The organism is Nodosilinea nodulosa PCC 7104, assembly GCF_000309385.1.
Taxonomy (GTDB): domain Bacteria; phylum Cyanobacteriota; class Cyanobacteriia; order Phormidesmidales; family Phormidesmidaceae; genus Nodosilinea; species Nodosilinea nodulosa.
Map to the genome: position 1 here is coordinate 438,914 of NZ_JH976537.1, position 24,951 is coordinate 463,864.

The 24,951-nt window shown below is 59.4% G+C and carries 20 protein-coding genes; 6 read left to right on the forward strand and 14 right to left on the reverse strand.

Features of this window, described 5'->3' with window-relative positions; translation table 11 throughout:
* Positions 1–481 precede the first annotated feature (481 nt).
* Positions 482–3,073: a CPBP family glutamic-type intramembrane protease gene (locus tag LEPTO7104_RS32370; RefSeq protein WP_017296835.1), complete on the forward strand. Its 2,592-nt coding sequence runs from the start codon at positions 482–484 to the stop codon at positions 3,071–3,073.
* 165 nt (positions 3,074–3,238) lie between these two features.
* Here LEPTO7104_RS32370 and LEPTO7104_RS0101830 read toward each other — a convergent pair whose 3' ends face one another.
* The 3 genes from LEPTO7104_RS0101830 to LEPTO7104_RS0101840 form a co-directional block, all read right to left on the reverse strand.
* Complete coding sequence (locus LEPTO7104_RS0101830; protein ID WP_017296836.1) at positions 3,239–3,904, reverse strand: response regulator transcription factor; 666 nt, start codon at positions 3,902–3,904, stop codon at positions 3,239–3,241.
* Positions 3,905–4,094: 190 nt separating this feature from the next.
* The gene (locus LEPTO7104_RS32375) at positions 4,095–5,375 is read right to left on the reverse strand and encodes a sensor histidine kinase (protein WP_155523480.1); all 1,281 of its coding nucleotides are present in this window, start codon (positions 5,373–5,375) and stop codon (positions 4,095–4,097) included.
* A gap of 478 nt (positions 5,376–5,853) precedes the next feature.
* Positions 5,854–8,025 carry a glutamine synthetase III family protein gene (locus LEPTO7104_RS0101840; RefSeq protein WP_017296838.1) on the reverse strand — a complete coding sequence of 724 codons (2,172 nt, stop codon included), beginning with the start codon at positions 8,023–8,025 and terminating at the stop codon, positions 5,854–5,856.
* 956 nt (positions 8,026–8,981) lie between these two features.
* Here LEPTO7104_RS0101840 and asnS point away from each other — a divergent pair.
* Positions 8,982–10,367: an asparagine--tRNA ligase gene (gene asnS / locus LEPTO7104_RS0101845; RefSeq protein ID WP_017296839.1), complete on the forward strand. Its 1,386-nt coding sequence runs from the start codon at positions 8,982–8,984 to the stop codon at positions 10,365–10,367.
* Between the two features lie 127 nt (positions 10,368–10,494).
* On the opposite strand, the gene LEPTO7104_RS0101850 is transcribed toward asnS, so the two are convergent.
* From LEPTO7104_RS0101850 to LEPTO7104_RS0101860, 3 genes are all read right to left on the reverse strand, one after another.
* A complete protein-coding gene (locus tag LEPTO7104_RS0101850; protein WP_017296840.1) occupies positions 10,495–11,094 on the reverse strand; it encodes a Uma2 family endonuclease in 600 nt (199 codons plus the stop codon).
* Between the two features lie 122 nt (positions 11,095–11,216).
* Entirely contained in the window at positions 11,217–11,474 is a 258-nt protein-coding gene (locus LEPTO7104_RS0101855) for a DUF2164 domain-containing protein (RefSeq protein ID WP_017296841.1), read from the reverse strand.
* Positions 11,475–11,509: 35 nt separating this feature from the next.
* Positions 11,510–12,055: a GrpB family protein gene (locus LEPTO7104_RS0101860; protein WP_026072285.1), complete on the reverse strand. Its 546-nt coding sequence runs from the start codon at positions 12,053–12,055 to the stop codon at positions 11,510–11,512.
* A gap of 221 nt (positions 12,056–12,276) precedes the next feature.
* On the opposite strand from LEPTO7104_RS0101860, the gene LEPTO7104_RS0101865 reads away from it, so the two are divergent.
* Complete coding sequence (locus LEPTO7104_RS0101865; protein ID WP_017296843.1) at positions 12,277–12,909, forward strand: hypothetical protein; 633 nt, start codon at positions 12,277–12,279, stop codon at positions 12,907–12,909.
* Positions 12,910–12,918: 9 nt separating this feature from the next.
* Here the strand turns inward: LEPTO7104_RS0101865 and LEPTO7104_RS0101870 are convergent, their stop codons facing one another.
* Together LEPTO7104_RS0101870 and LEPTO7104_RS0101875 are read right to left on the reverse strand one after the other, a co-directional pair.
* Positions 12,919–14,241 (reverse strand): recombinase family protein, encoded by a 1,323-nt coding sequence (locus LEPTO7104_RS0101870; RefSeq protein WP_017296844.1) that lies wholly within the window; start codon positions 14,239–14,241, stop codon positions 12,919–12,921.
* Positions 14,242–14,244: 3 nt separating this feature from the next.
* Complete coding sequence (locus LEPTO7104_RS0101875) at positions 14,245–14,589, reverse strand: hypothetical protein (RefSeq protein WP_017296845.1); 345 nt, start codon at positions 14,587–14,589, stop codon at positions 14,245–14,247.
* Positions 14,590–14,779: 190 nt separating this feature from the next.
* Here LEPTO7104_RS0101875 and LEPTO7104_RS0101880 point away from each other — a divergent pair, with 190 nt between their 5' ends.
* Positions 14,780–15,742, forward strand: a complete 963-nt coding sequence (locus LEPTO7104_RS0101880; protein WP_026072286.1) for a ribonuclease Z — start codon at positions 14,780–14,782, stop codon at positions 15,740–15,742.
* On the opposite strand, the gene LEPTO7104_RS32380 is transcribed toward LEPTO7104_RS0101880, so the two are convergent.
* On the reverse strand, positions 15,691–16,209 hold the full coding sequence (locus LEPTO7104_RS32380) for a hypothetical protein (protein ID WP_017296847.1): 519 nt from the start codon (positions 16,207–16,209) through the stop codon (positions 15,691–15,693). The two genes, LEPTO7104_RS0101880 and LEPTO7104_RS32380, sit on opposite strands and share 52 nt — an antisense overlap.
* A gap of 414 nt (positions 16,210–16,623) precedes the next feature.
* Here LEPTO7104_RS32380 and LEPTO7104_RS0101890 point away from each other — a divergent pair, with 414 nt between their 5' ends.
* Positions 16,624–17,379 carry a HEAT repeat domain-containing protein gene (locus LEPTO7104_RS0101890; RefSeq protein ID WP_017296848.1) on the forward strand — a complete coding sequence of 252 codons (756 nt, stop codon included), beginning with the start codon at positions 16,624–16,626 and terminating at the stop codon, positions 17,377–17,379.
* 54 nt (positions 17,380–17,433) lie between these two features.
* Here the strand turns inward: LEPTO7104_RS0101890 and LEPTO7104_RS0101895 are convergent, their stop codons facing one another.
* From LEPTO7104_RS0101895 to LEPTO7104_RS0101920, 5 genes are all read right to left on the reverse strand, one after another.
* Entirely contained in the window at positions 17,434–18,540 is a 1,107-nt protein-coding gene (locus tag LEPTO7104_RS0101895) for an LptF/LptG family permease (protein WP_017296849.1), read from the reverse strand.
* A 198-nt stretch (positions 18,541–18,738) separates the two neighbouring features.
* The gene (lptB, locus tag LEPTO7104_RS0101905) at positions 18,739–19,467 is read right to left on the reverse strand and encodes an LPS export ABC transporter ATP-binding protein (protein WP_017296851.1); all 729 of its coding nucleotides are present in this window, start codon (positions 19,465–19,467) and stop codon (positions 18,739–18,741) included.
* 402 nt (positions 19,468–19,869) lie between these two features.
* On the reverse strand, positions 19,870–21,150 hold the full coding sequence (locus LEPTO7104_RS32390) for a glycosyltransferase family 4 protein (RefSeq protein ID WP_017296852.1): 1,281 nt from the start codon (positions 21,148–21,150) through the stop codon (positions 19,870–19,872).
* Positions 21,151–21,311: 161 nt separating this feature from the next.
* The gene (locus LEPTO7104_RS0101915) at positions 21,312–22,145 is read right to left on the reverse strand and encodes a phytanoyl-CoA dioxygenase family protein (RefSeq protein ID WP_017296853.1); all 834 of its coding nucleotides are present in this window, start codon (positions 22,143–22,145) and stop codon (positions 21,312–21,314) included.
* Between the two features lie 816 nt (positions 22,146–22,961).
* Positions 22,962–23,489, reverse strand: coding sequence for an LptA/OstA family protein (locus LEPTO7104_RS0101920; RefSeq protein ID WP_051158466.1), 528 nt, complete (start codon positions 23,487–23,489; stop codon positions 22,962–22,964).
* Positions 23,490–23,807: 318 nt separating this feature from the next.
* Between LEPTO7104_RS0101920 and LEPTO7104_RS0101925 the strand changes: the two genes are divergently transcribed.
* The gene (locus LEPTO7104_RS0101925) at positions 23,808–24,884 is read left to right on the forward strand and encodes a threonine aldolase family protein (RefSeq protein ID WP_017296855.1); all 1,077 of its coding nucleotides are present in this window, start codon (positions 23,808–23,810) and stop codon (positions 24,882–24,884) included.
* The last annotated feature ends 67 nt before the right edge of the window (positions 24,885–24,951 follow it).

Below are 24,951 nucleotides of genomic sequence, written 5' to 3' on the forward strand. Positions count from 1 at the left end.
TCCTATAGTTTTCATATTTTTACGCCTCCGCACTTGAGCTACCGTTACAGCGCCATCTGGTCCTGGGAGCCTGCCCGGGCGGCTGTGGAGCTGGGTTAAATAAATTTTTGAGGGCTTTGGGAAGGCAAAATTTTGCCTGTGAATTTAGCCCTTGCCGTGATTTCATGGCGCTAGTTTTGAGCAGATTTAGTGACCGCAGCACTGAGCCTGTAATATGGGGTTTTGGGTCGTCAAATAACGCCCCCAGTGAGGCGATTTCTATTTTTATCCGCCTGGTGCTCGAAGGCTGAAATAGGCCGACTATTCCAGCTCGCTTGGCTCCCTGGCTCCCCCGCGATTGACAGTAGTCGTCACACTTGTGCCGCAGTCTACTAGCTGTAAATTTCAATGCGATCGCAGCGCCTCAGCAATGGCAAAATCGTTGGCTAGCGCTGCGCCCGTGTGGAAACGCCTTGAAACCCGACCCCAACAAAACGTTCCTATGGCTAAGTCACCCCCTAATCAGCGCCGCTGTGGGCAGCTTTTGGGCGGCAGGCGGCCCCCCTGGCGGTTTGGGCTAGCGCTGGCGGCGGCGGCCTTGGCCATTCTTTTCACCCTCCAGATCGCCCCTGCCGCCCAGGTCTCTAACTACGAACTGGCCCAGGCGGCCCCCTTCAATCGGGTCGAAAATTACCCCATTCAGCCGCTGCCCTCATCGCCCAACTTTCGCCCCAACGGCGGCTGGATTGGGCGCTTGATTTTGCCCTCGGTGCAGGAGTATGCCGATCGCCCCGGGGACTGGGCCTGGTTTGAGGTCTGGCACAGCCCGGCGGCAGCGCCCAATTTGCTGGGGCAGATCATTCGGCTGACGTGGCAGCCCAGCGCAGAAAACGACGCCTACCAGGCGAGCGTCACCCGCGACATTGCCTTTAACGCCCAGGCCGAGGCATCCCTCGCCAACGGCAACATTGTCCCTGTGCGGCTAAACGGGCGAACCCGGGTGGGGCCGCTCCAGTCTTTGGCGGGGGCGCGGCCCAGGGATGACGTAACCGTTAGGCTGTTTGAGTCCCAGGTAACGCTCGCAGAGGAGCAGGGGCAGCCGGTGCTGCAAACTGACCTGGAGCCGTTTCAAATTAGCGGGCGCGAGTACGGCCTGGTGACTATTCTTGGGCCCGATACCGCCGTTGCCGCCCCGCCGCCAGCGGAATGTCCGGGCTCGCCGCCCTGCCCGACGGAATATTTCCGGGTGCAGCACTTTAACACCGCCACAAAAGACTTCAGCGGCCCCATCGGCACCGTTCGCATTCCCCAGCAGCCGAGGGTCAAAGGCGATCGCTTTTTTTCGAATATCCGCGACCTGGCCAACTCCCCCGCCGGAGCCGCCGGGTGGTACATCTACGGCAGCCGCAGCGGCGATGGGGTCTTTACGGTGCAGGCGCTCAAGCCCAGGGGCCTGTTTCAGCTCCAGCCCGACGAAATTGTCCTGGGCACAACCGAGGGGCTGAACTACATCGACGATCAAAACTGGAAACAAGAGCCCCAGCGCAAGGGCACCGTGCAGCGGGTATTGGTCAGCCCCACGGGCGGCAGCGGCGAAACCGCCCTGGCCCAGTGGCAAGAAAACGACATTGCCCTGGTGATTCATCTGTTTGGCGGCATCGGCGGCAAGCACGGGGAGGCTACGCCCGGCGGCACCGTCAGCGGACATTTTGCCTACGGGCTGGCCCAGGTGGTGCAGGAACCGATCGCCCAGGAATTGCAGTTCAGCGTGCTGTACCAGCAGGTTTATGCCCACAATTCGGGCGGCCTGATCTCGGGTACCCACAACTGGGAGTCGTTTACGGGCGACATGCAGCGGGGCTGGCTGGGCATCCGCCCCATTTCCGATGTGGTCGTTCAGCTCGACGCCTTTACGACACCGTTTAAGTTTGGTGACACCACCGTCTCGCTATTCTGGGAGCTGCTCAACCAGACCCAGGTGCTGGCGGCCCGCTACCGCACTGGCGATGGCACCGGCGTGGCGGCGGTGACCCCGGCTACGTCCTGCGTGCAGGATTCTAACCAGGCGCTGTACATTGCGATCGAGCAGATCAAGCGGCAAATTCTCGAAAATCCTGCCATTGTGGCCTGGGTCAAAGCCAATCCCGACAGCCCTGAAATTGACCGCATTCAGCGTTTTGGGGCGGTGGGCAAAGCGCTGGAGACCATGCTCATCCCCTACGGAGCAGTGCGCCCCGACTGGAAAAACAATGCCGCAGCCCTGGCCGGCATTGCCCCGGCTGGCAACTTTAAGAGCCCCACTGGCCTCGTTAAGGGGGCCATCTCCGGCATCCTCAGCTGGCGCACCATGATGCCCCGCTGGGGCCACGATGAGGTGTCGCGGGTGTTTTTAGAAAACGGCGCCCAGCTCTGGTTTCTGCGCACCAATATGGTCGGCGGCAACGATCCTCTCGTCGAGCCGATTCCGCCCACGACGCTGTTTGGGCTGGTGCCGTTTGTGGGCCGGGCTGTGCAGCGACTGACCGATGCGATCGTGGTGTGGCCGAGCTGGGCCATGGCCGGGCTGGGGGCCGCCGCCCTGGCGCTGTACGGGCTGTTCGCCCTGCCCTTCGGCTTCAGGAACGGATTTCTGAGCCGCCGCCCTGCCCTGCACCATCCCGTTTCCGCGGGCCTGGGCCTGGTGCGGCTGTTTTTTGTGCCAGCCCTCGTCGAAGAGATCGTCTTTCGGGTCTGGCTGCTGCCCCATCCCGTAGAGGGCGTACCGGGCGATCGCTGGCTGGTTTGGGCGGTGGTGAGCCTGCTGCTGTTTGTGGGCTTTCACTGGCTGCTGGGCAAAACCCTGCGCCAAGCCGCCCAGCCAACCCTGGGCGACCCCCGCTTTCTGACCCTCGTGGGCTGGCTCGGACTGGTGCTAACCGGCGTTTATTGGATTACGGGATCGCTGTGGCTCATCGTCTTTGTGCACTGGGCAGCGGCGGCAATCTGGATCTACGGACTCGGCGGTCGCCAGCGGCTGTGGCACCAGCCCGGGTGGACGAAGCAGCGCCGTCAGCAGGCCCACCACCCCCGCCTGGAGCAGCCAAAGGCAGAATAAATAGAGCCAGGGCCGGTTCTGGTGCGCCTGGGAAACTACGGCGTACGTTTGTTGGCAACTGCCGATCGCAAGAGCGCAGAAGCGCAGAAACGCATGGACGGTGGCTTTATCTCCGCCCAGCAAAACTCCCGCCCCAGGGCGACGCCAAACAGCTCGAATGCCTGCTCACCAGAAGCCCCTGGCCAGCAGGGCGGCCTGGGTGCGATCGCGCAGCTGAAGCTGACTGAGAATACTAGTCACGTGGTTGCGCACCGTGCGCTCAGAAATAAATAGCGCCTGGGCAATTTCGCGATTGCTGTAGCCGTTGCTGATTAGCTTTAGCACCTCCTGCTCGCGGGGAGAGAGGGCGGCTAGGGCCGGAGGCATCACCGGAGCACCCACCGGGGCTATAGAATCTGGCGGCTCTGGGGCCGCAAAGGTTTTTTCAAACAGCCCTGGCCCCATGTGGGTGTAGCCCCGGTGCACGGCCCGAATCGCCACGGCCAGATCGGCTACGGGGGTCTGCTTGAGGAGGTATCCCTTGGCGCCGTAGCGCATGGCCTGCTGAACGTAGTCGTCATCGTCAAAGGTGGTGAGCACCAAAATTTTTACCGCCGGAAACTCCGCGCAGATTTGGCGAGTCGCCGCTACGCCGTCGATTTCAGGCATTCGCACATCCATCAGCACCACGTCGGGCTGGCGGGGGGTGTCGTAGAGGGTGGCCACCTGCTCCACCGCCTGCTGGCCGTTTTCGGCATCTCCCACGACGGTCAAGTCGGGCTGAGCGGCCAGCAAATTGGCTAATCCCTGGCGAATAATGGTCTGGTCATCGACAAGCAGGAGGCGGATCATGGGCGGTGCGGGGGGAAGATACGGGAGAAAACGCGAAGTATAGCGGTCAGTCTGGTTGAGACATGTCTCCTATAAACGTTCAAACGTTTGAATGTTCATAGGGTTTCTGGATGTCCTAACCAACGTAACTATGGCTATAGAATCTGGGGTGCAGCCGCGATCTTCTGTCCCCTCCAGCGGGCCTCAGCGGCTAGTTCGGATAGTCGTTGAGCGCAGTGGGCGCAACGGGTGCAATGGGCGCGGCGGGCAGCGGCAGCACAACGCTGATGCGGCAGCCTGCCCCAGGGGCGCTCCAGATCTGACAGGTGCCCCCCAGGGCGGCGGCCCGCTCGCGCATGCCCCGCAGCCCAAAGCCGGTGGTGTTTTTGCTGGGGTCAAAGCCTTTGCCGTTGTCGCGCACCTGGAGGTGAAGGCGGTCGGCCTTAGCCACCAGTCTGACCTGCACCAAAATGGCCTGGCTGTGCTTGACCGTGTTGGTTAGGGCTTCTTGAACAATGCGAAACAGGGCCAGGCTAAGGTCTTCGGCGAGGGGCTCAGGCAGCTCAATTAGATAGTCTGGAACGATGTGGGCGGACTGGCAGATCTCCTTCACCAAAACCGGAATCGCTTTGCTCAGGGGAACTTCCTGGAGCGCTCCGGTGCGCAGGGTGGAGACCGATTGGGAGACTTCTCGCAGCGCCTGGTAGGCCGATTGGGTAGCCGTCCTGAGATAGTCCCTAGCCCGGTCGGCGGCGGGGGGCAAAAATAGCAGCGCATTTTCCAGCAAAATCGTTTGGGCGGTCAGGGCGTGGCCCAGGGAGTCGTGAATTTCGCGGGCGATGCGGTTGCGCTCCTGGAGGGTGGCCTGGCTTTCGATCCTGGCGGCGTAGTTCCGCAGCTGCTCGTGGGCCACCGCCAGGTCCTGCTGGCTGTGGTAGACCGACAGCAGCGCATCCACCAGCAGCAGGACAAACACCAGCACCAGGCCAAAAAAGACGATCAGGTTGGTTTTAAAGGCATTTACCTGCCACCGGGCGGGCGCAGTGCCGAGGTGCTCTACGACCATCTGGGGCAGAGGCACATCGCCAAAGGCAAACACCACCGTCCCGTGCAGCAGAAATACCACCGCCACCACCGCCACCCGACCCCAAACCTGAAAGATTTGGCAGCTGCGAATGACCACAACCAACCCCAGCAGCGGCAGCAGCGGCAGCAGCGCTGACGAGGCTTGACTGCTGCTCAGGGCGGCGAGGCTCAGCAGCAGCCCCAGCTCAGCGGCGGTGTAGCCAATTTTGTAGGGCCGCCGCCGGGGCAAATGCAGCCCCATGACCGCCAGCCCCGCAATCATGCCAACCCAGGCCCAGACAATTTTCTGGCCGGGATAAAAAACAAACGAGGGCAGCGTCATCAGGACGGCCATGCCCAACAGGACCCACTCAACGTAGAGGAGCTGTCGGAGCGGAGTGTGCGATCGCGTCAGGTCAGACTTCACTGGGTTGGCCCCACGACAGAATATTGGTCTGATCTAAGGCAGCGATCGCGGGGCTACAGCGGTGGCTCCGGTGCTGCGCATCAGACCTAGCCTCAACTTTATCGGCTCACACCCCCAACGACCAGCGACGAATATCCCATTCTGGCCGCTCCGATCTGGGACAATTCTCCCAGTCGCATCCATCACATTTTCCCCCGCCGGTTTGGCAGGTTTGCTTCAAGCCCTGGGGGTCAATCGGCCAGCGCTGCGCCCTGGGTCAGCTTTTTCCAGCAGCGCGGCGGCTATGGGTGGGCTACTCTACGCCCAGCGCAAAGCCCCCGCTGGGTTCTCCGGCGGGAAAACCCCAGGCGAGGGCGTATGGTGCAGCAGGGCTGTAGCTGCCCCCCAGCGCGATCGGGAAGGTTTGAACTCAGGTATGGCTCAAAACTTCTCGAATTTCTCGCCGGGGCACATTGGCCAGGGCAACAACCGCTGGTCTCTACTTGATAAACAGCATCTCCTGGTAGGTGGGCAGGGGCCAGAGATCGTCGGCCACCTCGCCTTCGAGGGCGTCAGCATACTCCCGCACCTGATCCATCAGCGGGCGAATGGTTTGGGCGCAGAACTGCATATGCTCTTCCACCGACATGAAGTGCTTGGTCATCATGTCGCTGAGCTCGCCCACCGCAGCCATCATCGACTGGGTGAGTTCAGCCACCTTGACTACGCTGTCTTTGCCAAACTCGATGCCGATCTCATCGAGGCTGTCGATGGTCTTGGCCAGTTCGCCCATGTACCGCACGGCAGCGGGGTAGATGATGGTCTTGGCCATGCTGATCACCAGCTTAGCCTCCACCTCAATGGACTGGATATACTGCTCGGAGTAGGCCTCAAAGCGGCTGCCCAGCTCCACCGGGGTGAGCACCTTTTCCTGGGTGAAGAGGTCTTCGATGTACTGCTCACGCAGCACGGGCAGGGCGTCGGCGGTGGTGCGCAGGTTGAGTAAGCCGCGCTCGTTGACGGCCATTTCGTGCCACTCGGTAGAGTAGCCGTTGCCGTTAAACACGACGGCCCCGTGGTCGTGAATTACCTCCTTCAGGATGCTCTGGATGGCCGTATTTAGCTCCATGCCGCTGCCGAGCTTGGCTTCGAGCTGGTCGGCCATCCAGTCAAGGGAATCGGCCAGAATGGTGTTCATCGCCACCAGCGGCCCGGCCACCGACTGGCCCGAGCCGACGGCGCGAAACTCAAAACGGTTGCCGGTAAAGGCAAAGGGGGACGTGCGGTTGCGATCGCCTGCATCCTTTGGAAAGACTGGCAGGGTATCAACCCCCAGGTTCATTTCGCCCTTAGCCTGAGAACCCGTGACCTCGCCCTTGGCGATCTGGTCAAACACATCCTGAAGCTGCGACCCCAGGTAGATCGAGATAATGGCCGGTGGAGCCTCGTTGGCCCCCAGCCGATGGTCATTGCTGGCGCTGGCAATCACCGCCCGCATCAGCGGCCCGTACTTGTGCACGCCGCGAATCACCGCACCGCAAAACACCAAAAACTGAACATTGTCGTGGGGGGTATCGCCGGGATCCAGCAGGTTGCCCTGGGTGGCATTGCCCACCGACCAGTTGACGTGCTTGCCCGAGCCGTTGATGCCGGCAAAGGGCTTTTCGTGGAGCAGACAGACAAAACCATGCTTTTTGGCCGTGTTGCGCAGCACCGTCATCAGCAGCTGCTGGTGGTCGCTGGCCACGTTGGCCGCCTCAAAAAAGGGCGCAATTTCGAACTGGCCGGGGGCCACTTCGTTGTGGCGGGTCTTGGCCGGAATGCCCAGGCGGTAGAGTCTCTCCTCCACATCCTGCATAAAGATCTGCACCCGCTCAGGGATCGCCCCAAAGTAGTGGTCGTCGAACTGCTGCCCCTTGGCCGGAGGGCGACCAAACAGCGTGCGGCCTGCCAGCATTAGGTCGGGGCGCACGCTGGCGAAGCTGGCATCGACCAGAAAATACTCCTGCTCAGCGCCGCAGCTAGAGTTAACCGGGGCCACTTCGCTATAGCCCAGCAGCTTGAGGACGCGGGTGGCCGCCTTGCTCATGGCCGCATTGGAGCGCAGCAGCGGGGTTTTCTTGTCCAGCGCTTCCCCGGTCCAGGAGACAAACACGGTGGGAATGCAGAGGGTGACGCCGTTGTCGGTCTCCATCACAAAGGCGGGGCTGGTCACGTCCCAGGCGGTGTAGCCCCGAGCCTCAAAGGTGGAGCGAATGCCGCCGTTGGGAAAGGACGATCCGTCGGGTTCGCCCTGCACCAGCACCTTGCCAGAAAATTCTGAAATCACCGAGCCATCGCTCTGCACCGAAATAAAGCCGTCGTGCTTTTCGGCGGTGGCGTTGGTCAGCGGGTAGAACATGTGGGAGTAGTAGAGCGCTCCCTTAGAAATAGCCCAGTCCTTCATGGCGACGGCCACCACATCGGCCACCGTCACATCCAGGGGGGCGCCGGTTTTAATGGTCTTTTGCAGCGACTTAAACACCGACTTTGGCAAGCATTCCTGCATCTTGCTGAGGCTAAAGACATCCTTGGCCCACAGATCTTCGAGCCGCCCCGGAGTGCTCACAGACACTTTGGGACGGCAGGCAATACTGGCAATGGCCTGGGCGCGCAATTCGTTTCCACTCATAGCAGTCTCCTAGTTAAATGAAAAATAGTCGCGATACGGAGGCGGAGTCGCGGGCCAGCCTAGCCCATCGAAACGATGCTCTGCTGCTTCATGCCTGGGAAGATGGCCCAGTCGTCAGCGCTAGCCTCTCCACGGGAGCAGGCGTACCACAGGGGCGATCGGAGTCGGAGAAAAGCCTGAGAGGCCTACCGTTAGACAGCCTTGAAAAAACACGCTATAGCGACGGAAACTGGCAACCCCAGGACGGGAAATTTCCGACTACAGCGCTTATCGTCTCAGTGGTCTAATAAGAACCCCTCAGACAAACATAAAGCCCTCAAAATTGTTTGATCAAAAGCTTACTGAACCAGGCTCAATACTCTTAGATAAAGTCTGGAGCCAATGTCTAAATCAACAATTTTAGGAACTTAAAACCTGACTCAAAACTAAACCGAAAGTTTGCACCCTTTTAACGACTGTGGTCGACTTTATAAAGCCTCAGGGAGCCCTTATATCAGCCTTTGGGCTTTAATAGCAAGCAATATTAAAACCCATAGAAATTTGCATTATGGATACTAAGGGCAAAGTGGGGGGGCTTTTGTAGCTATAAATACCTTTGTCAGTTAATTCAGGTTCCTTAAAGATTGATCATATATGTGGTCCGGTAGACGACCTGGTTCGATAGGCTGGGGCAAACGGCCTGAGCCAGGGGTGCTAAAAGCAGACATACCTGAAAAACCAACGCCTTTCGCAGGGGTATAGCAGGTTAGGACATCCAGAAACCCTATGGACGTTCCAACGTTTGAACATTCTTAGGAAACATGTCTTAACCAGACTGCTACAGCTATAAATGGTCGTTTGCCCTTACCCCAATTCATGCCTCACGCAGCAACGCCCTAAATCTAACCTTCCGCTTCAGAGCCGCAGTGGGTCAGAATAGGTAACAATCCGTATAACCCTACCGACTGAGCACGACTATGCCGCGCATTCGAGACATTCTGCACGCTGGCGAACCAGGCCAGGCCGTTACCATTCAGGGCTGGGTGCGCACCAAGCGCGAGGCCAAGGGTGTCACCTTTGTCGATGTGAACGATGGCTCGTCGATGGCGGGCTTGCAGGTGGTGCTCAACGCCGATCTGTCGGCCTATGACACCGTAGTTAAGGAGCTGACCACCGGCTCGTCTGTGGGCATTGGCGGCACTCTGGTGGAATCGCCCGGCAAGGGCCAGCGGGTAGAGCTTCAGGCTGACTCAATTACGGTTTACGGCACCGCCGATGGCGAAACCTATCCGCTCCAGAAAAAGCGCCATTCCTTTGAGTACCTGCGGACGCTGGGCCATCTCAGGTCGCGCACTAACACCCTGGGCGCGGTATTTCGGGTGCGCAATGCCTGTGCCCAGGCCATTCACCAGTTCTTCAGCGATCGCGGCTTTTTGTGGATGCACACCCCGATCATCACCGCCAGCGACTGCGAAGGGGCGGGGGAAATGTTTGCCGTTACCGGGCTAGATCTGGCCAATCCGCCCAAGGGCCAGGACGGCAGGGTGGACTACAGCCAGGATTTCTTTGGCAAGCCCGCCTACCTCACCGTCAGCGGCCAGCTTGAGGCCGAAATTATGGCCATGGCCTTTACCAACGTCTACACCTTTGGCCCCACCTTTCGGGCCGAGAACTCCAACACCTCCCGCCACCTGGCGGAGTTTTGGATGGTGGAGCCGGAGATGGCCTTCTGCGACCTGACGGGGAATATGGATCTGGCCGAAGAGTTTCTCAAGTACATCTTCCATTCGGTGCTGGAGCAGTGCCCGGAGGATATGGCTTTTTTCAACGATCGCATCGACAATTCGGTGCTGGCCACCGCCGACAACATTATCAACAACACCTTCGAGCGCATTACTTACACCGAGGCGGTGAAACTGCTGGAAAAGACCGATAAAACTTTCGAGTTCCCGGTGGAGTGGGGCATCGACCTGCAATCGGAGCACGAGCGCTACCTGGCGGAAGACCTGTTTAAAAAGCCGGTGATTGTCACCGACTACCCCACCGGCATCAAAGCCTTCTACATGCGCCTCAACGACGGCGGTGAGACCGTCGCGGCGATGGACGTGCTGGCCCCCAAGGTGGGCGAGATCATCGGCGGCTCCCAGCGGGAAGAGCGCCTCGACGTGCTGGAGCGCCGCATCACCGAAGCGGGGCTACCCATCGAAGACTACTGGTGGTATCTGGATCTGCGCCGCTTTGGCACCGTGCCCCACGCGGGCTTTGGCCTGGGCTTTGAGCGCCTGGTGCAGTTTATGACCGGCATGGGCAACATCCGCGATGTCATCCCCTTTCCCCGCACCCCCGACAGCATTGAGTTTTAATTGGGGGCCGTCATCAATTAATCGCCAATGGCCTAAGAGCTAGCGGTTACAGCCCCTAACCTGTTTTTTGGGTCGAGCGTGGCAACGCCTATGAGATAGGGGTTGTAGCGAGAATTGATGACCAGCCCTAATTCTCAGCCTCAAAAATCTGTCTGACGCCCAAGGTAAGGTCTGGAAATTCGACCGAGACGACCGCCCCCTGTAGCCCAAAGACACCAATCTCTCGGTACGCCTCGCCATCTAGCGACAGCACCATGACCGTTTGGGCGATCGGATCAATTAGCCAGTATTCCGGCACCCCAATAGCGGCATATTGGGCTCGCTTGTGCCCATAGTCTCGGTTTCGATTGCTTTTACCAGGGCTGACGATCTCTGCCACCAGGCGCGGCGGCGGCATATCGTGGGTGATAGTCAGCCGTCGCTGGGTTAGCTCCAGGTGCTCAGGTCGAAGCACCACCAGGTCAGGGTAGCGATTGGCTGCATCGGCAGGGCGTAAGACCGGCACCTGGAGCTCTAGCGCATGGATCTTAATCAGGCGGAGGGGAGCAACCTTAGCCGCTACAAGCAGAAATTGCAGGTAGTTGGCCAGCCAATTATTGGGTTCCGACTCGGGTGGCAATTCGGCTAATTCCCCCTGTACCAGTTCGTAGCGCCCTTCCAGCGGGGTTTCATTACTGTAGGCAAGATACTCCTCGAATGAGGCAAGCTTTACCTTAGCCTGGGTCATGGTCTTTCCCCTAAGACATTTCTCTCATCCTAGCGTGCTGGTTGTAGCGACCAGCACGCGCGATCCACCCCTGGATGTCATTCCCTTTCCCCCACATCCCTGACAGCATCGAGTTTGTTGGTCTAACGGTTAGATTTGGGCCAGTGCTGGAACTCTTCCTGGTGAAATTCGATGTCCAAATCTGCAACATGCATTTGCATACGCTGCTGCACCTCGGCCACCGCCTGGTTGTAAATGCTGGGGCCAATTTCTGTCAGAAAAAAGCGCAGCAGGCTCCCGGCGGCGATGGTGCCGATCTCCTCTTCCCGCTCTTCCTGGAAATAGCGCACGATGGCGGCGATCGCCTCCCGGTGCTTATCCTTGGGCAGTTCGATGGACACAGATAACCTCCCTGGTCTGGTAATTCTGCCCAACATTAGAGCATAGACACCGGGTCACTGCCGCACTGGCGATACCACGCCCTCGCCTGGGCCTCCACCGTCTGAATCCAGCCGTGCTTGCTGTCGCTGTAGCCGCCAATATCTGCCGGGTATCGGGCGTAGGCAGCCCGCTTGACGGCGGCATACTCGTCACGCACCGCCGGGTGGGTTCTGAGGTAGTTGCGAAAGGCCAGGTGCCGCTCAATGTCTGGGTCGTCCTGGCCGTAGATGTGGATGTTGTGGGTGCGGTAGCCGTGCTGGTCGCGGGTGAAGAAGCGCCGTCCCGGCAAGCCGTATTCGCCCCAGGCCCGGTAGCCTGCGGCTTCAAGTCGGGGCGTCTTTGCCTCAATGATGGCAATGGATCGCGCCACCGGCAGCAGGTCGATGATGGGCTTAGCCGCCAGCCCCGGCACCGAAGTACTGCCAATGTGGTGGATGACAACGAGGTCGTCGTCCAGCAAATCTCGCAGGCACGCTGCCGCTTGCTCGAAGGCCAGGGGCCAGTCGGGGGAGTAGTCGGTAAAGGTATAGGCGCTAGGCATGAGCACTGGGCCATCCAGGTCGAAAAAGATGGGTTTCGTTAGCGAGATGGGCACCCCCCGAGCATAGCGCTGGTGCGGACTCCGGGTTGGGCCAGGGCCACAGCCCCCCAGGCAGGCCCACGCTAAAAAGCATTTTGCCCTGAGCGCCCACGGTTAGAGCGCTGATTGGGTCGCTGCGGTAGGCTTGAGGTAAATCACTAGATCGCGCAGGATGCCGGGCCGTGGTTCAAACGATAGCTGTTACCGAAGCCATCACCAATCTCCGTGATGCCCACGATCGCTTTGGGCTTAGCCGGGTGAGCGATCCGGCCTTTTTCCCCCAGTGGCAGGAGCCACTGCCAGCGCTCTCGGCCAGCGAAAAGGCGGCGCTGGATAAATACTGCGATCGCTACCTAAGCTATGCCGCCGATGGCTCCAGCTCTGAGGGCACCGTGAACGTGATCACGGTGTCGCCCCTGCTGGAACTGCTGGGTCTGTGCGATCCGCCCCTGCGCATTCAGGGAGAGCGCTACGTTGAAATTGCGATCGAAAACGACAACCAGGTCCTGAGGGGACGGATGGATGTCGTGATTTTTCAACAGCGTCTATGGGTGGTGCTGGTAGAGGCCAAACATTTTGGCTTTAGTGTTTTACAGGCAATTCCCCAAACCTTGGCCTACATGATGGGCAATCCAGCGCCCCAGGAGCCAACCTACGGCCTTATCACCACTGGAAAAGATTTCTTATTCCTTAAGCTACAGCGTCAGCCCGTGACGCAATACGCGCTTTCTAACAAATTTACCTTGCTCTCTGACGAGCACCACAACCTCTACGCTGTCGCCAGAATTTTGAAACACCTGGCCGCAGAGCTATAGACGCCATTTTCAAAATACCAGCACCAATTTCACCTGCCAGGTATCCCCGTCGCGCACGATCTGGATGTCGCGGATGAACTCGCGGAAAAAGAAGCGGCGCTCGGCCTCAGACAGGTCGAGCCAGAACTGGGGAATCGACACCGACTGGGACAGCTCTTGCAGGTTGACTGGGGGCAGCTGGGCCAGCTGCTGGTGCAGGGTAGCCACTTCACCCCGCAGCCTGTAGCGGCGCAGGGCGGCAGTTTCAGCGTCCAGAATGCCGGATTCTTCCAGGTCGGGAAGCTGAGCCAGCACGGCTTCTTTGGCGTCAATCTGGCCCTGCAATCGGCTGCTGGGGGCCGGGGTTCCCGGCGGAATTCGGGTCGTGAACTGGGCCACGGCCTGGGGCAGCACCCGGCAGATCTCGGCGACGATGCGGTTTAGCGCCTCATCGTAGGGGATGGCTTTGCAGCGGGGCCGGTTGGGGCAGCCGCTGGGCCGCAGGTAGAGGTAGGTTTTAGCCTGCCCCCTGGGCGCGGTTTTGGGGGCAGTTTTAGAGATGGTCAAAGGCTGCTGGCACTGCTGGCAGGTGACCAGGCCCGCCAGCGATCGCGGTGCTCCCGCCGTCCTGGGCGGCAGGGGCCGATTGCGGCGCAGCAGGCGATCGATCTGGGCAGCCTCGTCGCGGCTGATAATGGCGGCGTGGGTGTCGCGCAGGACATTGCCGTCCTGGTATTGCAGGTCGCCCCTGTACACCGGGTGAGTGAGCCAGCGCCGCCCGGTGGAGACCGAAATGCGCTTGCCGTACTTGGTTTCGACGAACCGCACCGCCCCCCGCAGCGAGCCGTAGAGCAAAAATTCATTTACAAAGGCGGTGACCACCGGGGCGGTGGCGCGATCGATCAGGTAGCGGCCCTGGCCCCTACGGTAGCCGTAGGGGGGTTTGCCGGGGGGCGGCAGCGCCTGGAGTCGGCTGCGGGCGTGGCCCTGGCGCAGGCGGCGGCGGCGCTGGCGGGCAGCCAGGTCGGCCCCCTGCCGAAGGCTGGCAAGATCCACCGGGGTGTCGTTCAGGCAGATGACTTCAGCGCCGATCGCCTCCAGGGCCTGCACCCAGTGCTGAATGTCTTCGGGATCTTTGCCGAGGGCAGCTAGATCATCAACCAGGATCAGATCGGGCGGCTGGGTTTGGCTGTCGGCAAGCAGGCGATCGCGCTCGGGCCGATACTCAGGCTCCGCTGGCAGGGCAATGTCGGTGTAGACCTGTTCCACAGCCCCCGGCAGCTCATCCGCTGGGCCGGGTTGGTCGGCGGCGAGGTCGGCGGCGGTTCGGTAGCGGTAGGCCACAACTCGCATGGCCTAAAACGCCAGCTTTAAGGCTTCGCGCAGGGCCAGCGCCTGGGCATCGTCGTCGCTGGCTACGACCACCATGACGGTAGTTATGGCAGCGGGGTTTTCGATACACACAAACATCGCCGTTGCGATCTCAGAGCGCCCGGCAATACTGGTGGCATCGTTTTGCACCGGGTCTAACCCCTGGGATTCTAGCGCCTGCCGGGCTTGGGCCAGGCACTGGGCCGTATCGATACCCAGAATTTGCCAGGCGTAGTGCATCCCCGGCGGAGCCGCCTGGGCATTAGCCAGATTCGTTGCCAGGCCCAGGCTGGCCAGCAATGTTGTCAATAAGTAGGTGATTGAAATCATGGTTTGCGTCTGTATCACGGCCCCAAATGGCTGCCTAGCGGAGGGCAGATACCCCTGTGTTGATGATACTCCCTGGCTTTAGATTGACTGGCTGCCCCCCGCCATTGGCCCTTGGTCATGGCAAGATAGGTGAGTAGGTCTGGACTTCGGGCTTCCCCGCATTCTCCACTGATTGTTTCGAGGCGTCTCTTTGCAGATTACATTTTTGGGTACCAGTTCTGGCGTGCCTACCCGCGCCCGCAACGTGTCGAGCGTGGCCCTGCGCCTGCCCCAGCGGGCTGAGGTGTGGCTGTTTGACTGCGGCGAGGGTACCCAGCATCAGTTTTTGCGCAGCGAATTTAAGTCGAGCCAGATTCGCCGCATTTTTATTACCCACATGCACGGCGACCACATTTTTGGTCTGATGGGGCTGCTGGCCAGCTGCGGGCTGGCGGGAAACCGGCAGCAGCGCATCGATATCTACGGCCCCAAACCCCTGAATGACTACCTGCAAGCCAGCCGCCGCTACTCGCAAACCCATTTTTCACTGCCGATCAAAATCCACGCGGTGGAACCGGGGCTGGTGTTTGAGGACGATGAGTTTCGGGTGGTGTGCGACCTGCTGGAGCACCGGGTGCCCGCCTACGGCTATCGGGTGGAGGAGCGCGATCGCCCCGGCCATTTCGATGTCAAGCGAGCCCAGGCCATGGGCATTCCCGCTGGGCCTATCTACGGCCAGCTAAAGCAGGGGCAGCGGGTGAAGCTGGCGGATGGTCGCACCGTCAATGGGGCCGATCTCTGCGGGCCAGACCTGGTGGGGCGCAAGCTCGCCTACTGCACCGATACGATTTATTGCGATCGCGCCGTAGACCTAGCCGCCAACGCCGACGTGCTGATCCACGAAGCCACCTTCTCCCACCGCGACGCCGACCTGGCCTACCAGCGGCTGCACTCCACCTCGACCATGGCGGCTCAGACGGCCCTCGCGGCCCAGGCCAAGCAGCTGATCATGACCCACTTCAGCCCCCGCTACGCCCCCGGCAACGAGATCCAGCTCCCCGATCTGCTGGCGGAGGCTCGGGCCATTTTCCCCCACACGGCCATGGCCCACGACTTTATGATCTACGACATTCCCCGCCAGGACGACAAAGTGCTGGCGTCTTCCTCTGTTTGAGGTGGGCTGGTTAGGGGCTTCTGGGATGCTTTGGGTTCTGAATTGGACGACCCGTTTACGGTACTGAGGCGATGGCGGAGAGCCGTTAGTTGCTCCTGGCTATCGATGCCTGTCCGAGGCATGGGAATTTCGGTATTGGGCCAGGTGGGCAGGTCATCGCATGGGCACAGAGAGGTCATAATACCGGCGGTCGGTACAGCCACCGGCATTTCGCAGCGGGCGCAGGGGGTGATCTCCCAGACCGGCGACAGCATCTCCGCAATGCTTTGGGCGGTGCCCTGCAGGTAGCAGTCTCGGCCACTGGTGACCATAATTTTGTGCCAGCAGTCCTCGAAGGCCTGGCTGTATTGCCCGTTATGGAAGATGGGATCGGGCAGACATTCTCCCCGATTTTCCGCTAGCACCACGGGTTTGCCCAACTGAAACCAGTGGGCCAAAAAATCTCTAATTTGGGCTTGAGAAGCCATTGCTGCCATACTCCTAACTACATCACCGGGCTGATCTCTGGGTCTGACAAGGCATTGACTGGTCGATTCCGACTCAGGTGGTCGCTCTGTCGGCAGTCTAGAATGGGGCGTTGCCTTTGCCGCTGGGGATTGCTTAACCGGCCTACCCCCTTATCCTAACGGCTGCCTCAACAGCTTCAGGCGATCTACGGATATTCTTCGGAAGTAGAGGCCCCCCTGGGCCCAGGTGCTCGCCTGCGGCGAATGGGCGACGAAGGACTATGGGCGATCGCAAGGGGGCAGCGGGGCTATCAGCGGGCGGAATGGGTGGGCGACTTTGGCCTGGGGAACCCAGACCCTGGCCTAGCTTAACGAAAGTTTGCAAAGGCTCCCCGCCACCGCTAAAAGTGCGGCACAACCAGATAAAGTAGCCCTATGTATGACGACGACCTCACCACCCTAACCCCCGACCTGGAGTTTGCCGATCCCCTGGACGCCCTCGGTCCCGTTGACGAGGAGCAGACGCCTGCGTACGACCCGGAGGCCATGCTGCCCCTGCTGACGGCCGCCGATCCGCAGCAGCGCATGCTGGCGGCTCGGGCTTTTTGCGAGGTCGAAGACGGGCGGGCGGTGGTTCCCTTGACCGCCCTGCTGAGCGATCTCTGCCCGCTAGTGCGGGTGAGTGCCGCCTACGCCCTAGGGCGCAACCCCCACCCCTCGGCGGTGGATTCGCTGATTGCCCAGCTGGCAACCGACTGGAATGGCTACGTGCGCAAGGGGCTGGTGTGGGCCTTGGGCAATGCCCACGATGCGCGATCGCTGCTGCCCCTGATCGAAGCCCTGCGCACCGATATCTCCGCCGTGCGGCTGTGGGCCGCCAGCGCCCTGGCCCAGATGGCCCAGGTCAGCTACGAGTCGGTAATTGCCGCCATTCCCCCCCTGATTGAAGGACTGCGCCGGGACCCGGTGCCAGCGGTGCGCAGCAACTGCGCCTGGGCCGTGGGCCAGCTCTGCCGCGAACTGCCCTCCAACGTGGTCTACCACACCGCGATCGACGCGCTGATCGAAAGCTTTGCCGAGGAGGACGACCTGGGGGTGCGAGAAGACGCCCGCGCCGCTCTGCTCAAAGTCGGTGACACCCGAGGGCTGCAAACCATCGAAGAAATTGAGCAGGACGGGTTCTTTTTCTAAGGGCTGTCGTTAGTTTCTAACAGCTGTAAACCATTGGCGCAGTCTGCTGTCACCTTACTTGGAGGCGCGAAACAGCAGGTAAAGACCGATCGCCAGGCCCAGCAGGGTCGGCAGCCAGGCCGACAAAAAGGGTGAGAGCACTCCCACCTCGCCCATGGCGTTGGTGATAAACGACAGCAGGTAGTAGCCAAAAATAATCACAATGCTGATGCCAAAGCTGGTGGCGCGGCTGGTGCGCTGGGGCAGCACCCCAATGGAGGCCCCCACCAGGCCAAACACCACGCACACAAAGGGTAGGGCATACTTCTGCATAATCCGAATTTGCCAGCGACGAATCATTTTCTCGTCGCCACTCTGGCGCACCAGCTTCAGCTGCTCGGTGGCCTCGGCAATATTCATTTCGGTGTCGTTTTTGGTGCGGCTGGCCAGGTCTAGGGGCGTGCGGGGCAGCTGCAATTCCTGGGTTTCAAAGGTGACAATATTGCGGAAAGAACCGTCGGGGGCGACCACATAGATGGTGCCGTTGTAGAAAGTCCAGGCGTTTTTCTCCACATCCCAGTTGGCCGACTCGGCGCTGACCACCTGGTTCAGGCCGGCCTGGGAAAAGTCCACAATGGTCAGGCCGTGCATGGTGGTGCCGTCAAAGCGGCGGGCGTAGAACAGGCGTTTGAGCTCTTGGGCGTTGGGGTCGTCGGCGGCGGGCTGAAACTCCTGATAGAAAATGTTGCGCTCTTGAAAGGGAGGGCGCTCCGACTTGAGGGCCTGCTCCAGGGTAATGGCGGCGCGGTAGTTGGCGGCAGGGGTAATCAGCTCATTGAAGACAAAGGTCAGGCCGGTCACCAGCAGGCTCAGCACCACCGCCGGGGTAATGATGCGGCGAATGCTGACCCCCACCCCCCGCAGGGCAATCAGCTCGCTATCGCTGGAGAAGCGGCTGTAGGTCATCATGGTGGACAGCAGGGTGGCCATCGGAAAGGCCAGCACAATGAACTCGGGCAGCTTGAGCACAAAGATCTGCACCGCCAGGGTAATAGCCAGCCCCGATTCGGTAATCCGGCGAATCAGCTCAAACAGCGCCCCGATGGAAATGCCAATGGATGAGAACGCCCCCACCCCAAACAAAAAAGGCATCGTCAGCTCTTTGGCGATGTAGCGATCCATCACCGTCAGCAGGGGTATGCCGGAGCGGTTGAAGGGAGAGGAGGCTGAGGTCATGGGGAGGGGGAGATGGGGGGATGGGGAGATAGAGGGGATAAAAGATGGGGGGATGAGGAAATGGGGGAGAGAGGGGGGATGGGTGGGGAGAGAGGGAATAGAGAAGATAAAAGATGGGGGGATGGGTGGCTTGGTTCGGGAGGGCTAGATGGCGAAGTCTTTGCCGAGGTAGTGCTCGCGCACCAGGGGGTTGTTGAAGAGATCGTCGGCACTGCCCGAGGCGAGAATTTGCCCGTCGCTCATGATGTAGGCGCGATCGATAATGCGCAGGGTTTCGCGCACGTTGTGGTCGGTGATGAGGATGCCCATGTCGCGATCGCGCAGCTTAGAGACAATCTCCTGAATTTCGGTCACGGCGATCGGGTCGACCCCGGCGAAGGGCTCGTCTAAAAACAAAAACCGGGGCCCTTCGGGACCCGAGGCCAGCGATCGCGCCAGTTCAGTCCGCCGCCGCTCCCCCCCGGACACCTGAATACCCAGGGTATTGGCCACTTTCTCCAGGCGAAACTCCTTGAGCAGGTCTTGCAGGCGATCGCCGTATTCGTCGGGGGGCACCCGCGTCTGCTGCATCACCAGCAAAAGATTGTCGGCCACCGACAGGTGGCGAAAAATGCTGGGTTCCTGAGCCAGGTAGCCGATACCCAATCGGGCCCGCTGGTGCATGGGCAGGTCGGTAATGTCGATCTGGTCAAGGCAGACCTTGCCAGCGTCGGGGCGCTCCAGCCCGGTAGCCATGTAAAAGGTGGTCGTTTTACCTGCCCCGTTAGGACCCAGCAGGCCGACGATTTCACCCTGGGCTACCGAGACGCTAACCCGGTTGACTACCTGGCGCTTGCCATAGGTCTTTTGAACGTTGTCAAGTACGATCTTCAAGGGTGCGCCTTGGTCGGTAGGGTTCGATTGAGCTTTTTCGATTGAGCTTTGTAAATTGTATCAAAGCTCTTCCCCAGTCTAGGCAACAGCTTCACCAAGCCAGTGTAGGTACTGTCCCAGTCCCCTGACCAAGGGGCTGAGGGAGCTATTTGGGGGCGGCTGAAAACGGGTCTGAACCAAGACATCAGCGCCTCTCGCAGAGGCCTATGGCCCTTTGCCCTTACCCCAACTTCATGCCTTCATTCAGCCAGGCCCATATCTCTGAGTCCTAACCTGGCAAAGCGCCAGAATCCTAGGGCATCTCATCAATTCTGGCTAAAATCCTGACTCCACCAGCCTTGCCGCGCCCAACCCAAACAACAGGCTAGGAGCTGTAACCGTTGATGCTGGGGCCATCGGCAACTAATTGATGACAGCCCCTAGAGCCGCCTGGGGTTGACCATTCTCAACAAACAGACGGGCTAGACAGGCGGCCTCGCGATCGATATTGTGCTGCTGTGCAACTTTCTCCATGCCCGCTTTGCCCATAGCCTCTAGCTCGGCTACCGAGGCATCTAGGGCATGGCGCATGGCCTCTACCAGCGACTCGACCGATCCAGGCACCACCAACCAGCCGTTGACGCCAGTCTCTACGAGTTCGGGAATGCCAGCAATGGATGTCGTAATGACTGGTCGCCCCAGCGCCAGGGCTTCCATAATGACGACAGGCAAGCCCTCGGCAAAGCTGGGCAACACCAGCATCTGAGCCTTGAGCAACTGAGCTTTTACCTCTTGACTGGCCGCCCAGCCCGTAATCGAAACGCAGTCTTGCAGGTTGTAGCTGGTAATGAGCGCTTCGACCTGCGATCGCATCTCGCCATCGCCCACCAGCGTCACCGTCAGTCGGTAGCCCGTCTCCACCAGCTGCCTGACAGCCTCTAGCAGCAGCAGGTGGCCCTTTTGCCCGCTGAGCCGCCCCACACAGACAGCGTGGCGCTGCTCGGGAATAGGCACAAACTCCTGGGCCAGAAAGTCTTGGTCCAGCCCGCAGTGCACCACGTGAATTTTTGGCCAGTCTTCCAGGGCCGTCCAGCGGTACAGCTGACTCTTGCCAAAGGAGCTAATCGCCACCACAAAGTCGGCGCGCCGAATTTTTTCGGCCAGTGAAATAGCCCTTACCTTGTCAAATTCTTCTGGCCCGTGAACCGTAAAGCTGTAGGGCGGCCCGCCCAAAGCTCGGCACAGCATGGCCACAGTAGTAGAGTTGGTGCCAAAGTGAGCGTGCACATGGTCAACGGCGGCAGCTTCAAACCAGAGCAGCAGTACGCAGGCCTCGGCCAGGTAGGCAAGCTGATATAGCGGCCCCGACTCATCCCTAAGGCCAACTTGAAGGGCCAACCCGAGGGCGGTCACAAACGCCACAGGCCGCAGCAGCATGACGCGAATGACCAGTAGCAGTAGCTCAGGCCAGGGATGATCTAGCACGATCTGAGTTTTGCCCAGCTCTTTGATGTCATCGGGGTCGACTAGCTCATCGGCGCACGAGCGAATCGAAAATCTGGCCACCTCTAGCCCCTGGGCCTCAAGGGCAGCGATTTCGCGGCGAATGAAGCTGTGGCTAACCTTGGGATACTGATTGACTAGGTAAGCCACTTTTTTGGGTTTACCTGCCTGTGCGGGGGCATCTGGTTGCGCGATGGGCATCTCTGTCTCTATCCTAAGCTGGCATCTCTTGAAAATTTGAAGTACAAGCTAGAGCGATAAAACCCTAGGGTAATAAAACCCTTAATTTACAACGGTTGTTGCAGCAGTTGTCGGCTAAACCATCGCTTTTACAGAAATCAAACAGCTCAAGCATAGCAAATTTAAAAATACCAAATGCGATAGGGATGGATGCCAAACTCAAGCTGTAGCAGCAATCGCGGATGACGGGAGGGCACAGCGCCTCTGTGCAGACAGTAGGGATCTCCTACAAAGCCTGTTCCCGCAGGTCCAGTAACTACACGAACGCGATCGCGGCCATAGGTTTTTACCAAAATTTCGTCATCAATGGCCGCACAGGCTTGACCCATCCACTGGTGGCTAAACCGTCGGTTGCGATGGGTGCCTTCAATATAGGCGTGGGGGCCTTCGCCCTCCCCTACATCTGTGAGGTAAAAGAAAAATTTAATCGTTTTAAAGTCATTGATATCGCAGTGATAAACCCGCGCTGTTCTAATCTTGTCGGCTAAGGTATTAGGAGTCGGAAATCCCCAGGCCAGTTCCCCTCGCATATAAACTGCTGAATGATTTAGATACTGGCTGGCTATGTCCAAAAGGTAAGGATCTACCTTTAGCTTTTGATAGGCATCGCATTTCTCGTGGGTGTCCAGATAGCCTGCCACCAGCAGCGGAACCCCCAATTCCTGCTCAAACTGAGCTTTATCTTTGAGGTAGAACGGCAGAGCAGAGTCGCGGTTAGCATAGCAAGGCATGGTCTCAGCAAACGTGAGCAAGTTCTGCAAAATGCTGTCTTGTAGAGAAAACCCAACATAGTAGCCGTGACTCTGAATGAGCCTAGCTACCTGACCTGAACTCTCCAGGGGGCAGACTCCCGCCACCCTATGAAGCAGGGTCGCCTCAACTACCGCCTGAGGTTGGTAGGTGCCGCGACCGGCCATCCATTCGCGCACGACTACAAAGCGAGCCAGCCAGCTCATCACCAGAAAGCTGGGGTCACCCTGCCATAAACGGAGAAGTGACCGTACTTTTCTGGACAATTTTTCCAGCAACAGGTTAATTTTAGAAGCTGCCTTCAGCGGCAGCGGAAAACGCAAAATTCGAGTAAGCATGCTGACGCGAAGATAGGATGTATAGTACCGTAACCCTCTACAGAGATGGAGTAGCCCTCATTTTCAACGCAGCAAAATGGGCCAGATGTCTGCAACATCCGCAAAACTCCAGGATCATTTCTGCATCAACTGAAAATTGAGGTGGGAGATGCTAAATACATGTCAATACCTAACCCGCTCTGAAACGAGTTAACGCTTTGACGTTGCAAGCTAAGGATCTAGCACCACTATTATTTTGCGTGGATATATGTTCTGACGTAGATGTAACGCCCGAGGGAAGTATACGGTTCAGTGAACTGCGTGGGATATCTCAATCAAGCCAGGGAAACACTCGATGTTCAGTGAATTCGTCTCTTTTGCCGCAGCATGTGCCAAGCCAATACTATCTATGATTGCTTTGCGATCGCCAATACGCAGAGAACATTTCTCGCAATATTCTTTGTTTTTAACGGATTAATAAAGGCCAGATAAAACAAAACCTACCTTTAGGGGGTAACTAATCATAGGAAAAATTTAATTTTAAGTAATTAGTCAAAGATTAAATACTGTAGCTGCCATGGTCAAGTGGGCCAGACCCCTCACCCCTAGGGCGTGTCATCAATTCTTGCGGCGATTAATTGATGACAGCCCCTAGCACAAATGAGCATTTACCCGACACAGACGACTTCCCCAGTTAACCTGCCTCTACGGCGTCAGCGGTTGAGGCTCACCCTCTACCGGGCTAACGTCTAGCACCACGGGTGGCTTGGGCGGGGTCGGGCGACTGCCCGACGGCCCCGAGTCCTGCACTGAGGGAGGCTCCGCCTCAGGCAGGGTGTACACCGCCTCCACCTGGTCGTTGGGGCGGGGGGTGGCGACAAAGCGATCTTCGTTGATCAGGTAGGTGACCACCTCGGCCCGCAGCGTATTGCCCTCCTGGGTAACAACCACATTGCCGCTGAGCACAATCCGATCTTCGTTGCTGAAATAGTCGGCCTGGGCGGAGGTGGCCTGAATGCGGCGGGAGGGGTAGTCGATCTGCACATTGCCACGGGCGGTGATGATGCCCGTGGCGGCATTGGCCTCCTGAACGTCCGATCGCAGGGTAATAGTGCCGCCATCCTGAGCCTGGGCGGGGCTGCCCCCCAGCGGTGCCAGACTGCCGCCATCCAGCGCTACCACGGCTCCGGCCACCGCCATCCCCATCCAAAGCCAGCGAAACCCACGCACCATACAATTACCCAGCTCTGTTGCGATCAATGCTTCCATAGCCCTCCAATCTTACTGTATCCACCCTGCGCCCATTCCCATTCCCTAGCCCACTCCCTTCCCCTGTCCACCCACCCATCCCCCTACTCCCCCACTCCCCACTCCCCTACTCCCCCACTCCCCACTCCCCTACTCCCCTACTCCCCACTCCCCCAATCCCATCTCCTCATCCCCCCATCCCCCCATCACCCCATCCCCCCATCCCCCCATCCCCCACCTCCTAACGCCCCACGCCCCACGCCCCCACGCTATCCTCAAAACACCCCCACCCCACTACCCACTATGGTCCTCGCCCCACCCACCCACCGCCCCCTCCAGTTCGCCAGCGACAACTACTCCGGCATCTGCCCCGAGGCCCTGGACTACCTGCTCAAGGCCAACCAGGGGGACGTGCCCGCCTACGGCGACGACGACTGGACGCAAAAGGCTGCCGACGCCTTTCGATCGCTGTTTGAAACCGACTGCGAAGTGTTCTTCGTCTTTAACGGCACGGCGGCCAACTCGCTGACCCTGGCCTCGCTGTGCCAGTCGTACCACAGCGTAATTTGCCACGAGCTGGCCCATGTCGAAACCGACGAGTGCGGTGCCCCCGAATTTGCCAGCAACGGCTCTAAGCTACTGCTGGCCCAGGGCGATAACGGCAAGCTCGACCCCGCCGATGTGGAGCGGTTGATCACCAAACGCACCGACATTCACTACCCCAAGCCCAAGGTGATTAGCCTCACCCAGGCCACCGAGGTGGGCACCCTCTATACCACCAACGAGCTAGCCGCCCTTAGCGGCCTGGCCCGCCAGCACGGGCTCAAGGTACATATGGACGGTGCTCGCTTTGCCAATGCCCTGGTGGCCTCGGGCAAAACCCCGGCGGAGCTGACCTGGAAGGCAGGCATTGACGTGCTGTGCTGCTGTGGCACCAAAAACGGCATGGGCATTGGCGAGGCGATTTTGTTTTTTGATCGATCGCTAGCCGAAGATTTTGCCTACCGCTGCAAGCAGGCGGGGCAGCTGTGCTCAAAAATGCGGTTTATCTCGGCCCCGTGGCTGGGGCTGCTGGAGACGGGAGCCTGGCTGCGCAACGCCGAGCACGCCAACCGCATGGCGGCCTACCTGGAGCAGCAGCTACAGGACATTCCTGGGCTAAAACTGCTGTTCCCCCGCCAGGTCAACGGGGTGTTTGTGCAGATGCCCCAGGCCTTGATTGATGAACTCTACCGCCGGGGCTGGAAGTTCTACACCTTCATCGGCAGCGGTGGGGTGCGGCTGATGTGCGCCTGGAATACGACCCCCGAGGTAATCGACGCGCTAGTGGCGGATATTAAGGATTCGATGTCTGCGCTACACCACAGGTTGGGGCAATAGTGCCAATATCGGCTATTCCCCGAACCAGGTCGGTAGCTCCCAACCATTATGCAAATTAATGCTTTAT